This is a genomic window from Planktothrix sp. (genome assembly GCF_046067725.1).
Taxonomy (GTDB): Bacteria; Cyanobacteriota; Cyanobacteriia; order Cyanobacteriales; family Microcoleaceae; genus Planktothrix.
Genome location: NZ_JBJUDF010000300.1, coordinates 1 through 13,748 on the forward strand (window position 1 = coordinate 1; position 13,748 = coordinate 13,748).

A 13,748-nucleotide genomic window follows, 5' to 3' on the forward strand; every position below is an offset into this window, starting at 1 on the left:
TGGCGAGTGAAGGTATAAACGAGTTTTTCCCCTGTATTTTCTGGTACTTCATTGGGAGATAAAGACAGACTAATTTCAGAGGGAGATGGTGGTAAGGGGATAACAACGTCGTCATCTGGGGTAGGCAAGGGGGGTGAACTGACATCGTTATCTTGGACAGTGACCGCAATTTCTTGGGATTGTCCAAGAGTCGCTCCGCCTTGAGGGTTAGATAAAGTTAACTGAAAACTTTCGTTCAGTTCAGGCTGCCCGTCATCCGCAACAGTTAAGGGAACAGAGACCGTCTTAAAGGTTTCATAGGGTTTAAAAATGACTTCAACGGAGTCTAAACTAACATCGTTTTCTGTCGCTGTATTAGGTTTTAAACTGAGAGTGGCACTCACGGTATTTAACGGTGAACCAGCCCGTTGAACATTGACCAACAAGGTTGAAGTATCCCCTTCTTGAACTTGTAGGGAATTGTTACTCGCAAACTCAATAATCGGCGTAATACTTTCAATGGATTGGGTAAAGTTAGCTTGATTATTAAGAACCGTTGCTTCGGTTTCTTGAACCAGAATCAGTTGTTGATTACTTAATGTATCTTCGATAACCGTATCGTTTCCGACTTGTACAAACCGTAAATCGCTAAATTTTAAGTTATTGGTTAATCCAATTAAATCGACTCCAATCCGAAAATCCATTAAAATATCAACTTGGCCATCAATCAGTTCTCGACCAATAACAAAGACATCGGAACCTCCTCCTCCAGTCAGTTCGTTGATTCCTGTTCCAGTGTAGAGCAGGTCGTTTCCTTTATCACCAAACAGTTGATCATTGCCACTATTGTCAAATAAGGTATCGCTTCCTTGTCCACCGTAGAGAAAATCATCACCTTCACCGCCATTGAGTTGATCATTTTCTCCATTGCCATATACAGTATCGTTTCCTGATTCTCCATCAAGGGTATCGTTGCCAATATCCCCAAACAGAAGATCATCCCCGATACCCGCAGAAAGCAAATCTTGATCTTGGCCACCATTGAGGATATCGTTTTCTGCTAATCCTTGTAAGGTATCGTTGCCTGAAAATCCAAGGATTTCATCGGGTTCAGGTGTCCCAGCTAAAAAATCATTGCTAGCAGTGCCAAGAATTTGTGCCATATCCAGAAGCCTAATTTGTATGAGTGGTTAATTAAAAGTATGAACAGGGTAAAATGTGTTTTTTTTCTGTATTCAAGAATACAAAAAGCCTTCAGTCGAGAAGGAGGTACATCCTATTACTGGATTGGTTAGCTGGGTACTGACTCTTGAGCTTAAGTAGGTGGTCAAAATATTAAAGGAAAAAATTCGATTAAGCTATACGTTTCTTGCTAACGAATAACAGGGTGTTAAGGTTTTCATTTGTGAATGTCCACTTGCTGCTATAGAAATACTCCTAATATTTGGTAGTTTACCCATCAATTGTGTTTTTCTTAACAGGGTTCAACCCAGAAATTACTGAGATTGAGCCGATCAGATGAATTCAATTTTCCTGAATTTGTAACAAACTCTAAAGATCACCCCCTCAAAGGATTAAACTTCGTTACAAGATGATTCAATCGGTCAAAAGCCGTGATACCTTCTACCCATAACGACGAAACACTGTTCTAATGAAGGGAGAAAAACCTGTGAAGTTAGAGATGGGACACTTAGCAACCTCTAATCACCAAGGCGTGAGTGCCTATGTGGCAGACTTACAACTGCACATGACGTTACAAGCTCGTAACTTAGTTCCCAGCCTGACTCAAGCGCGTGATTCTCGCGAGCAACTGCTTCAGCAAACCCAGGCAGACCTGGAAAAATTCATTTCTCGGCAAACGCTGTAATCTGGTTGAGCCATCCATTAAGAAATAACAAAAGCGAGGAATGCAATCATCCCTCGCGCTAGAATCGATGAGAACGAGCGTTCTTAACTGAGTGACTCGCTCATCGTTATTGATCTTGATATTTCACAAAAGCTCAGTGGCTGATTTAGTAAGTTTCAACGTGCCAACGTTCTGCTTTCTTGAGTTGTTTTTGATAGTCACTCCAGTTGACATCAAATTTACCCGCAGCCGCAGACATTCCTTCGTCAATACCGCCTTCCATACCTTTAAGACCACAAATATAGGTATGAGTATTTTCTTTTTGAACTAACTGCCATAGTTCATCCGCGTTTTCTTTAATCCGATCTTGAATGTACATTCTGCCACCTTGTGGATTTTGTTGTTCACGGCTGATGGCATAAGTTAAACGGAAGTGATCAGGAAATTCCCGTTGCAGTTGTTCCAACTCTTCTTTATACAGAATATTGGCGGTGTAGGGAATTCCAAAGAATAACCAAGCTAACCCTCGGAATTTATAGTCTTGATGTTGTTCTTTAAACATCCGCCACAGGAAAGCCCGGAATGGTGCAATTCCTGTACCTGTTGCCATCATAATCACAGTGGCTTCTTCATCATCAGGTAGTAACATTTCCTTACCTACAGGCCCGGTGATGGCGACATCCGCCCCCACTTCTAAATTGCACAGATAGGTAGAACAAACGCCATAAACGGTTTCCCCTGTTTCAGGATGTTTGTATTCTAGTTGACGAACACATAAGGAAACAGTTTTATCATCCACTTTGTCGCCATGACGAGTGGAAGCAATGGAGTAGAGCCTTAGCTTATGGGATTTACCTTTATTATCTGTTCCAGGGGGAATAATCCCAATACTTTGACCTTCGAGATAGCGTAAGTCTCCACCAGAAATATCAAAGGTGAGGTGACGGACTGTACCCAGACCTCCTTCACCCACCAGTTCATAGTTCTCGATACATTTTCCCATGTAGGGATTGTTCGGACGGTAGATATTAACGGGAATATCCGTTTTAGCCTTGGCGTGAGTCATGGGCTTAGTTTTTTCTTCAGATGGTTGGCTCTGTTGTCCATTTACGGGAGCCACGGTGCTTGCAGTTTGAGGTTCACCTGCGGGGCGAATACTGACAATTTTTCCTCCCATCTGACTAATGCGACGCATTTCTTGATTCATGCGTTCATAGGGCACAGTGATGTAAACTGAACCACTGCGACGAATGGGAAAGTTGAGTTTGTCTGTATTCTCCCCTTGTCGCATTCCCTCGACTTCAAAAATAAAGACGCGGCTGTTAACCCCTATCTTTGGTGCAACACCAGTTCCACTTGGACGATACATTCGTTTCTTCTCCCTTAGAATACCGAAGCTCTTAACTAACAAAATGTGACTAATACATCACTTCAGGTTTTTTTTTAACGTGCAATTGACAAAAATCGTCAAATAACCCTATCCCCTCTCACGCTGGGCTAGGGGTGATTGTGGTTGTCAATTTGCACTTTGCACTATTTTACAGCTAGGATGTTCATCGGCTAATCCTAATTGGGAAGAGTTTGACCAGATGCAGCATAGCCACCGAGGACGCTAAAAATGATGAGATGATGTCAACAACCCACCACTGACTTGAGTACAAGTATAGTGGGGGCTTGAAATACAGCCCAAGTTGACCAGACTAAGTGCTTCTTAAGCACTACGTTAGTGGAAAAGCGTTAAAGTTCTTACCTTGGGATGCGTAGCTAGTCCCAAGCTCTAAAACTCAGTTGTTAAACATCTTTAGCGGGTTAAGGAAGTGCAAAACGAGAAAGTACCGACCACTAACATTGTCGAAGCTAACATTACCCTAGAAATAGGAGTCAACTTATGTCTAATTACGTTTTTGTAATTGATCCGAATAAACAGCCTCAAAACCCAGTACATCCTGCTCAAGCTCGATTGTTATTGAATCAAGGTCAAGCTGCTGTTTATCGCCGTTATCCGTTTACTATTATCTTGAAGGAGTCAAAACCCGAATCAGAAATAGAACAAATCACTCTTAAAATTGACCCCGGTTCAAAAACTACGGGAATGGCATTAGTTCAGGGAAACAAAGTAATTTGGGGTGCGGAATTAACTCATCGAGGTCAAACAATTAAAATGTCTTTGGAATCTCGACGTTCATTGCGTCGCTCCCGAAGAAATCGTAAAACTAGATATCGTCAACCTCGATTCTTAAACCGAAAAAGACAAGAAGGTGGGTTAACACCCAGTCTTCAACATCGAGTAGAAACAACTCTAACCTGGGTCAACAAATTAATTAAATTTGCACCGATTGGTTCAATTGTTCAAGAGTTAGTGAGATTTGACTTACAGCAACTTGAAAATCCTGAAATCAGTGGAATTCAGTATCAACAAGGAGAGTTACAAGGATACGAGGTTCGGCAATACTTATTGGAAAAATGGGGTAGAAAATGTGCTTACTGTGGAATTGAAAACGTACCCTTAGAAGTAGAACATATTCACCCCAAATCCCAAGGCGGAACTGACCGAATTTCAAATCTTACTGTTGCTTGTCATGACTGTAACCAAAAGAAAGGAAATCAAGATATTCAAGATTTTCTATCGAGTAAATCTGACTTACTGCTAAGGATTTTGAGACCAGCTAAACAACCCTTAAAAGATGCTACAGCAGTTAATTCAACTCGATGGTTACTGTTTAATCGGTTAAAAGAAACGGGTTTACCTGTTGAAACAGGTTCCGGTGGTTTAACTAAATTCAATCGGACTCAATTAAACTTGTCTAAAACCCATTGGTTAGATGCAGCTTGCGTTGGGAAAGTTGAAACTTTAAAGGTTTTAACCAATAAACCTTTATTAATCAAAGCAACAGGTCATGGTTCCCGACAAATGTGCCGAACAGATAAATTGGGTTTTCCCTCTTGTTATGTTCCTCGTTTTAAATTTGTCAAAGGGTTTCAAACGGGCGATATAGTTAAAGCTGTTGTTACCAAAGGTAAGAAAATTGGAACACATATAGGACGAATTGCTGTTCGTTCAAGTGGGAGTTTTAATATCACCCTGAAAGAAGCAATTATTCAAGGCATCAGCTACAAATACTGTACAACAATTCACAAAAAGGATGGTTACTTGTATGCCACATAAAACCCAACCCCTTTTTCCTCTCTCCGCTAATCGGAGTACCGATTTAGCGGGAGTCTCCAAAGGGGAAGAAAGATGATTTAGTCTAAAGAGTTAATTAAATACGGAACCTAGAGCGTGAAACCCCGTATTTGTACCTTTTGAGGATGGCATCGTGGACATTCTACCTTGGGTTTTATTAGCCACATTGGGACTCACCGCCGGAACTGCTGCTGGGTTACTGGGGATTGGTGGGGGGATGTTGGTTGTTCCAGGGTTATTTTATATTTTTAATTTAATGGAGTTTCCCTCCAATCTGGTGATGCACGTTGCTATTGCCACCTCAATGAGTGTGATGGTGTGTACGGCAACATCTTCGATTGTAGCCCATCATGCTAAAGGAGATGTGCAATGGCGAGTCTTTTGGAAAATTATTCCAAGTATTTTATTAGGTGTTTTATTAGGAACAATATTAGATAATCAGTTATCGAGTGATTGGCTAAAAATTATTTTTGGATTATTTTTATTGATTATTTCATTAAAACTATTATTAGATTTTAAACCCCAATCTAAATCCGAAACTTTACCTAAATCAGCAATTATCAATGCAGTCGGATTAGGCATTGGGTTTAAGTCGGGACTTTTGGGTGTTGGTGGAGGAGCCATTAGTGTTCCGTTTTTAATTTATTGTGGATTACCCATGTATGAAGTGGTAGGGACATCTTCATCTTTTAGTTTACCGATTTCTATTTTAGGAACCTTAGCTTTTTTATTTTCTTCTGATGGTGTTTCTTCTTTCCCTGGATTAACAGGATATATTTATTTACCTGCTTTATTTTTAATTGCTCCCTTTACAATTTTAGGAGCTTTTTTAGGGACAAATTTGTCTCATATTATTTCTGGTGAAAAAATCCGAACCTTCTTTGCTTTATTTTTATTATTGATTAGTTTAAATATGTTATTCACTTAACCCCCCTAGAACAAGACTCCGCTATTAATTTTATTCATTCATAAATTCCGCTTCACAGATGGTTGAATCTCGTTGTTCTAAATCTTCTGTATTCCATAATCCATTCAGAAAGGTTGTATAAAAATATTCTCCGCCTTGTTGAACGTCAATTTTAGGGGCATTTTTAGAATACTGAGCTTGATCTGGAATTCCACGTTGAGCTTGATAATAAATATAGGTATCTGAGTTGACACACATCACATGATAAAAGTCTTTATTTGCACCGGGTTCATCCCCTAATTTATAACGAGCTAATCCTCGGTTTAAATAAGCTTTAATAAAATTTGGATCTATGCTTAAAACTTGATCAAAATCATCAATTGCAGCTTGATATTTTTTTAAACTATGGTAAACACAACCTCGATTATAATAGGCATAAACATTATAAGGGTCAATTTGTAACGCTCGGTTATAATCTTGAATGGCTCGCTCATTATCTCCTAATTGATGATGACATAATCCTCGATTAATATAAGCTTTAATATAATTAAATTCTAATTCAGTTGCTTTATTAAAATCTTCTACGGCTTTTTCCTTAACTCCTAATAAATAAAAAGCTCGACCTCGGTTATAATAGGTTTTATGATTATTGGGATTTAAAGAAATGGCTTTATTATAATGATTAATAGCATCTTGATAATTGCCTGATTGCGCGATCGCTAATCCTAAATTATTATAAACCGCATCGTTTTTAGGATTAAAATTCAGAGCTACTTTAAAATCATGAATCGCTTTTTCATATTTTCCTAAATGTCTCCAAGCATTGCCTCGATTCAAATAAGCATCGGGTAATTTAGGTTCTATTTCTAAAGCTTTAGTTAAATCATTAACAGCTTGTTGATAATCTTTTAAATAATAGTAAACTAAACCCCTATTATTATAAGCATTGGCAGAATAGGGATTTAATTCAATCACCTGATCAAAATCTTTTAATGCACCTCGGTAATTGCCTTGACGTGCTTTTTTTAAACCTTGTTCATAAAATCGCTTAATGTTATTAAACATGGAACTGCCTCTTAATCGATTAAACTGAATTAGATATCGCCCAAAAATAAACTTGATTAGTGATCAGCAAGATCGACGGATAATTGTTATATAAAATCCTGAAAAGAATGCTACAAAAGGCAATGGGGAATTACGAATTACGAATTACGAATTACGAATAGGGAAGCGGCACTCTTGCAATGGGCAATTTTTACGGCTTCACGCGCTCTCTAATTATCTGTAGCAAAGATTTAAGGATTTCATATTATTTAAAGTTTGAGCTTGATGTTTTCATCGGTTGATGATAAAGAAGCCTAAACAAAATGTCAGACTTCCAGATTTTTTCTGTTATCGTCATGCTGTCCGTTCCCTACTTTCTTATGATATCAAATCCAGAATAGAATCGAAGGGGAAACAGATCTAGGTCATGGGTGTCAATTAAAAGCCAAAAACAGGTTAGTTCGTTGCGTTGAATCTAAAGTCATATCCAGTGGGATCAATAGAGAGAGCTAAGTATAAATTTCAGTTTGATCTAGGTTTCATCATCGATCTTCAATTCCTATCCGTACTTGCATTCATTCCCAAGAAAAAACCTCCAAACCGGAACAGTTTGGAGGAAGATTCAGATAATTTTTAGAGTTTCTAAATTAAACAACAACAAAATTCACTAATTTTCCAGGGACAACAATCACTTTTTTAATGGTTTTATCCCCGATATGACGTTGACTCACTTCAGAATTTCGGGCATATTCTTCTAAGGTTTGGTGATCCGCCGTCGCCGGAACTTGCAATGTTCCTCGTGTTTTACCATTAATTTGAATGACTAAGGTAATTTCATCAACCACTAAGGCTTCAGGGTCATATTCGGGCCAGGTTTGAGTATGAATTGATCCGGTTTTACCAATCATTTGCCACAATTCTTCCGCAATATGGGGAGCAAAAGGTGCTAATAATTTCAAAAGCGTTTCAATCCCTTCAGCATAAATTCCAGAGGCTTTACAATCCGCTTCTGATAACGCATTACTCAGTTTCATTAATTCGGAAACCGCCGTATTAAATTGATAGTCTCCGTCTAAATCCTCACTCACTTCTTTAATAGCGGTATGAATTGCCCGTTTTAAGTCTTTTTCAACTTTGCTTAATTCCCGATTCTTAGGTTTAGAAGTTGAAACTTCAGCAAATTCAGTTACAATTCGCCACACCCGATTTAAAAAGCGAAATTGTCCTTCAACATCAGCATCATCCCATTCTAAATCTTTCTCAGGAGGTGCTTTAAATAAAATAAACATCCGGGCGGTATCAGCACCATATTTTCCCATGACTTCCAACGGATCAACCCCGTTATATTTCGATTTAGACATCTTCTCATAGAAGACTTCTAACTTTTCTCCCGTTTCAGGATCTTGGGGATTACTAGGACTAACTTGTGAGGGAGGAAAATACTTTCCTGTATTGCGATTTTTATAGGTAATTCCCTGCACCATCCCTTGAGTTAATAACTTTTCAAAAGGTTCTTTACAATGTAATAATCCGCGATCGCGCAATACTTTTGTAAAGAATCGAGAATATAATAAATGTAAAATCGCGTGTTCAATTCCGCCCACATATTGATCAACGCTCATCCAATCATTTGTAATCGCGGAATCGAACACTTGTTGATCATTTTTAGCATCAGGATAACGCAAGAAATACCATGAGGAATCAATAAACGTATCCATCGTATCCGTTTCCCGTTTGGCGGCGGTTCCGCACTTAGGACAAGGCACATTTACCCAGTCTTCTAATTGCGCTAAAGGAGAAGGCCCTCGACCACTAAATTTAACATTTTCAGGCAATTTTACAGGTAAATCGTGATCAGGAACAGCCACCGCTCCACACTTCGGACAATGAATAATTGGAATCGGAGCACCCCAATAGCGTTGACGAGAAATTAACCAATCTCTTAAGCGATATTGAATAATTCCTTTGCCATATCCTTCATCTTCTGCATAGTTAATAATTGCCTGTTTCGCGTGTTCAGAATTTTCTCCACTAAAATTACAGGATTCGACTAAAATTCCCGTTCCCGTATAAGCCATTTTAACTCGATCATTTTCCTCATTATCATTATCAGCATCATCAGGAACAATTACCTGTTTGATGGGTAAATCATATTGAGTGGCAAATTGAAAATCACGGGTATCATGGGCGGGAACTCCCATGACTGCGCCTGTTCCATATTCATATAAAACATAATCCGCAATCCAAATCGGAATTTCTTCTTCATTAAAGGGATTAATAACTTTTCCCCCTGTAGGAACGCCCCGTTTAGGTTTATCTTCAGAGGTACGATCCGTGTTACTTTGGTTTTTAACCTCTTGAATAAATGCTTCTACCGTTGCTTTTTGTTCAGGGGTTGTAACTTGAGAAACTAAGGGATGTTCTGGGGCTAATACCACATAGGAAACCCCATAAACCGTATCGGGACGAGTGGTAAAAACAGCGATTTTTTCATCTAACCCAATAATCGGAAATTCTAACTGTGCTCCAATGGATTGTCCAATCCAATTAGCTTGCATTAATTTAACTCGTTCCGGCCATCCGTTTAAATGTTCTAAATCGTTGAGTAATTCGTTAGCATAATCGGTAATTTTTAAGAACCATTGCCGCAATAATTTCTGTTCAACAATCGCTCCAGACCGCCAAGAACGTCCTTCATTATCAACTTGTTCATTAGCCAAAACCGTTTGATCAATTGGATCCCAATTCACCGCCGCTTCTTTTTGATAAGCGAGCCCACATTTAAAAAATTGTAAGAAAATCCACTGTGTCCAACGGTAATATTCTGGGGAACAGGTGGTAACTTCTTTTTCCCAATCAATAGAGAACCCTAATTTTTGCAATTGTTCTCGCATTTGGGCAATATTTTGATACGTCCATTCCGCCGGAGGAACCCCTCGGTCAATGGCAGCATTTTCGGCAGGTAGTCCAAAAGCGTCCCATCCCATCGGGTGCAGGACACGATAGCCTTGCATCCGTTTGAGTCGGGCGATCACGTCAGTAATAGTGTAGTTGCGAACGTGACCCATGTGTAGACTCCCCGACGGATAGGGGAACATGGAGAGTGCATAAAATTTGGGCTTGTCTTTGTCGGTTGGGGTTTTGTACAACCCCTGTTGTGCCCAGGATTGTTGCCACTTTTGTTCGAGGGATGCAGGATTATATCGGGACTCCACAGCCATACTTCGTGCCGGATACGTTTTCTTGTTTCTTTATCATTTTTGCATATTGTCGGGTATTGGGTGTTGGATGTTGGCTGGTGGGTTGCTGAGGCATCCTACAGTTAGGGATTTTTCGTCTATGATGGGTCAAAAAAGGGAGGAATTTGAGTTATGTTAATTCGAGAGAAAATGCAAATGCAAACGATACAGTTAAAAACAGTAGTTGGGGAGGATGGAATTTTACAGATTCAGATGCCTCCTGAATTGAAACATAAAAGTTTAGAGATATTAATTGTGTTTCAGTTTTTACCAGAACCAGAAACGAATAAAATAGAACAGGATCAAAACTCTAATCCATCAAACTGGCATGAGTTTATTGAGAAAACCTATGGCTGTTTAGCAGATGATCCGATTGAAAGATATTCACAGGGAGAGTATGAAATTCGGGCGGAGATCGAATGATTTATTTACTTGATAGTAATTCTTGTATTATTTATCTAAATGGTAGAAGTGAATCTCTTAAGCAAATGCTGGAGTCAAAAAAGGCATCAGATATTGCTGTTTTCTCTGTTGTAAAAGCAGAGTTGTTTTATGGTTCTATGAAAAGTAAAAACCCTCACCAGAATTTAAACAAGCAACAGGTATTTTTTCAACGTTTTATTTCTTTACCGTTTGATGATCTGGCTGCTGAAGTATATGGACGAATTCGCGCCCAATTAGAGATTGCTGGAACACCCATTGGCCCTAATGATTTAAAAATAGCGGCCATCGCTTTAGCTCATGATTTAACGTTAGTCACCCATAATATTAATGAATTTCAACGCATAGATGGTTTAAAAATTGAAGATTGGCAGGATAGTTAAAGTTGAGTTGGGTTAAAAATCGTATTAGAGTATATTGGCTAAGGTGATTTTTCCGATACATAGTTATAGCGCTACTTGAAGAGGGAACAGGGAACACTTCGACACTTCGACACGCGAGCGTGCAAAGCAGGCTCAGTGCTTCGCAGGGAACAGGGAACACTTCGACACGCGAGCGTGCTTTGCAGTAAGAAGTGAAAGGGTTTGAGAATTCAGAAATGTCCTAACCGTAATGGGTAGCACTATAACTGTTAACTATTAACGAGCGAACACATTCTCCCGGTGCTCCTCTTCTCCTCTTCTCCCCCTGCCTCCCGGTGATCCCCTGCTCCCGGTGATCCCCCCACTCCCTTTCTCCCCCACTCCCCTTCCGGTGCTACCATGACATTTATGTTGATCATTCGGCCTAATGCCTGGAAATTTGGGCCATTTTCCCGAAACGTTAACTTCATGGTGAATGCAGGTATTTAACAAATATGCACCTAAGCGAAATTACTCATCCCAATCAATTACATGGTTTGTCGATCCATCAACTCGAACAAATCGCCCGCCAGATCCGCGAGAAACACTTAGAAACCGTTGCCGCCACGGGCGGACATTTAGGGCCAGGGTTGGGTGTGGTGGAACTGACGTTAGGATTGTATCAAACCCTGGATCTCGATCGAGATAAAGTGATTTGGGATGTGGGACACCAAGCCTATCCCCATAAATTAATCACCGGACGTTATCAAAATTTCCATACCTTAAGACAAAAAGATGGCGTTGCGGGCTATTTAAAACGCTGTGAAAGCAAATTTGATCATTTTGGTGCGGGACACGCTTCAACCAGTATTTCTGCGGGTTTAGGCATGGCTTTAGCACGGGATATGAAAGGAGAAAACTTTAAAGTCGTTGCCATTATTGGAGATGGTGCATTAACCGGAGGAATGGCATTAGAAGCTATTAACCACGCCGGACATTTACCCCATACGAATTTAATGGTGGTTCTCAATGATAACGAGATGTCAATTTCGCCCAATGTAGGGGCAATTTCTCGTTATTTGAACAAAATGCGACTCAGTGATCCGGTTCAATTTCTCACGGATAATTTAGAAGAACAATTTAAACATTTACCCTTTGTAGGAGAAGCCTTTACCCCAGAAATGGAACGCATGAAAGAAGGCATGAAACGCCTCGCCGTTCCTAAAGTGGGGGCGGTGTTTGAAGAATTAGGTTTTACCTACGTTGGGCCTGTGGATGGTCATGATTTACAAGAATTAATTACAACCTTTAATCAAGCCCATAAAATACCGGGGCCAGTGTTAGTTCATGTGGCTACGGTGAAAGGAAAAGGTTATGCGATCGCCGAAAAAGATCAAGTCGGTTATCATGCTCAAAATCCCTTTAATTTAGCGACAGGAAAAGCGATTCCCGCCAGTAAACCCAAACCTCCGAGTTACTCTAAAGTATTTGGAGAAACCTTAGTTAAACTGGGAGAAAATGATCCTCGAATTGTTGGCATTACCGCAGCCATGGCAACAGGAACCGGGTTAGATATTCTTCAGAAAAAACTGCCCAAACAATATATTGATGTGGGAATTGCCGAACAACACGCAGTTACAATGGCGGCGGGTTTAGCAGCAGAAGGAATGCGTCCGGTTGTGGCGATTTATTCCACCTTTTTGCAACGAGCTTATGATCAAATTATCCATGATATTTGTATTCAAAAGCTCCCGGTTTTCTTCTGTATGGATCGGGCAGGAATTGTGGGTGCAGACGGCCCAACTCACCAAGGAATGTATGATATTGCTTATCTGCGGTGTTTACCTAATCTCGTGATTATGGCGCCTAAAGATGAAGCTGAATTACAACGGATGTTAGTAACAGGAATTGAGCATACAGACGGCCCTATTGCCATGCGTTATCCGCGTGGATCAGGGTTAGGTGTTCCGTTAATGGAAGAAGGCTGGGAACCCTTACCTATCGGCAAAGGAGAGATTCTTCGCAATGGCGATGATCTGCTATTAATCGGTTATGGCAGCATGGTCAATATGTCAATGCAAGTTGCTGAAATTCTCAGTGAACATGGCATTGAAGCCACTGTGGTTAATCCTCGTTTTGTTAAACCTTTGGATATTGAATTAATTGCGCCTTTAGCTCAACAAATTGGTAAAGTCGTCACCCTCGAAGAAGGTTGTTTAATGGGTGGGTTTGGTTCGGCTGTTGCTGAAGCATTATTAGATCATAATGTGGTGGTTCCTATTAAGCGTTTTGGGGTTCCTGATATTTTAGTTGATCACGCCGAACCCAAGGAATCTTTTGCTGATTTAGGCTTAACCAGTTCTCAAATTTCTCAACAAATTCGAGACACCTTTTTTAGTCAAGAAAAACAACCCGCCAAAGTCGGTTAATTTTTTCAAAATTCCCCAATTTTCCTAGAAACCCGGTTTCTTGAAGAAACCGGGTTTCTATTGTTTTTCAAGAAACCGGGTTTCTATTAAACTTCAGCTTATTCTCAAACTTTAGCCCGTTTTTTACGAAAAATTCCTGTCATATTAATTCCTGTAATTAATAACGTAATTAATCCCAAACCAATTAAGGCAACGTAAATGGTTTTTCCAAAGGAACCTAAATAAGAAGCTTGATGAATTCTTAATAAAAGCTGAGAAAATTCACGGGGAATATGAAACCAACTATTTCCGAGTCGATATAGAATCCCAGTTGAGGCACTTAAAAATAAAGGTAAAAA

10 protein-coding genes and 1 pseudogene are annotated in these 13,748 nt (G+C 39.8%); 6 read left to right on the forward strand and 5 right to left on the reverse strand.

Annotated elements, in window-relative coordinates; translation table 11 throughout:
• A partial coding sequence (locus tag ACKPEB_RS18550) for a Calx-beta domain-containing protein (RefSeq protein ID WP_408966455.1) occupies positions 1-1,142 on the reverse strand: 1,142 nt, incomplete at its 3' end.
• 518 nt (positions 1,143-1,660) lie between these two features.
• On the opposite strand from ACKPEB_RS18550, the gene ACKPEB_RS18555 reads away from it, so the two are divergent.
• Positions 1,661-1,846: a hypothetical protein gene (locus ACKPEB_RS18555; RefSeq protein ID WP_408966463.1), complete on the forward strand. Its 186-nt coding sequence runs from the start codon at positions 1,661-1,663 to the stop codon at positions 1,844-1,846.
• A 145-nt stretch (positions 1,847-1,991) separates the two neighbouring features.
• Here ACKPEB_RS18555 and petH read toward each other — a convergent pair whose 3' ends face one another.
• Positions 1,992-3,194, reverse strand: coding sequence for a ferredoxin--NADP reductase (petH, locus tag ACKPEB_RS18560; protein WP_408966456.1), 1,203 nt, complete (start codon positions 3,192-3,194; stop codon positions 1,992-1,994).
• A gap of 519 nt (positions 3,195-3,713) precedes the next feature.
• Here petH and iscB point away from each other — a divergent pair.
• Both iscB and ACKPEB_RS18570 read left to right on the forward strand, forming a co-directional pair.
• Positions 3,714-4,991 carry an RNA-guided endonuclease IscB gene (gene iscB, locus ACKPEB_RS18565; RefSeq protein ID WP_408966457.1) on the forward strand — a complete coding sequence of 426 codons (1,278 nt, stop codon included), beginning with the start codon at positions 3,714-3,716 and terminating at the stop codon, positions 4,989-4,991.
• A gap of 151 nt (positions 4,992-5,142) precedes the next feature.
• Complete coding sequence (locus ACKPEB_RS18570; RefSeq protein WP_408966458.1) at positions 5,143-5,937, forward strand: sulfite exporter TauE/SafE family protein; 795 nt, start codon at positions 5,143-5,145, stop codon at positions 5,935-5,937.
• A 30-nt stretch (positions 5,938-5,967) separates the two neighbouring features.
• Here ACKPEB_RS18570 and ACKPEB_RS18575 read toward each other — a convergent pair whose 3' ends face one another.
• Both ACKPEB_RS18575 and leuS read right to left on the reverse strand, forming a co-directional pair.
• Complete coding sequence (locus ACKPEB_RS18575) at positions 5,968-6,981, reverse strand: tetratricopeptide repeat protein (protein WP_408966459.1); 1,014 nt, start codon at positions 6,979-6,981, stop codon at positions 5,968-5,970.
• A 626-nt stretch (positions 6,982-7,607) separates the two neighbouring features.
• Positions 7,608-10,175, reverse strand: a complete 2,568-nt coding sequence (gene leuS / locus ACKPEB_RS18580) for a leucine--tRNA ligase (RefSeq protein ID WP_408966464.1) — start codon at positions 10,173-10,175, stop codon at positions 7,608-7,610.
• A 156-nt stretch (positions 10,176-10,331) separates the two neighbouring features.
• Between leuS and ACKPEB_RS18585 the strand changes: the two genes are divergently transcribed.
• The 3 genes from ACKPEB_RS18585 to dxs all read left to right on the forward strand — a co-directional run bounded on the left by ACKPEB_RS18585 (position 10,332) and on the right by dxs (position 13,410).
• The gene (locus tag ACKPEB_RS18585; protein ID WP_408966460.1) at positions 10,332-10,622 is read left to right on the forward strand and encodes a hypothetical protein; all 291 of its coding nucleotides are present in this window, start codon (positions 10,332-10,334) and stop codon (positions 10,620-10,622) included.
• Positions 10,619-11,023: a type II toxin-antitoxin system VapC family toxin gene (locus tag ACKPEB_RS18590; protein WP_408966461.1), complete on the forward strand. Its 405-nt coding sequence runs from the start codon at positions 10,619-10,621 to the stop codon at positions 11,021-11,023. The genes ACKPEB_RS18585 and ACKPEB_RS18590 overlap by 4 nt, the downstream gene beginning before the upstream one ends.
• A 473-nt stretch (positions 11,024-11,496) precedes the next feature.
• Complete coding sequence (dxs, locus tag ACKPEB_RS18595) at positions 11,497-13,410, forward strand: 1-deoxy-D-xylulose-5-phosphate synthase (protein ID WP_408966462.1); 1,914 nt, start codon at positions 11,497-11,499, stop codon at positions 13,408-13,410.
• Positions 13,411-13,514: 104 nt separating this feature from the next.
• Here the strand turns inward: dxs and ACKPEB_RS18600 are convergent.
• Positions 13,515-13,748 (reverse strand): annotated as a pseudogene (locus ACKPEB_RS18600) (PepSY domain-containing protein); the annotation flags it as partial.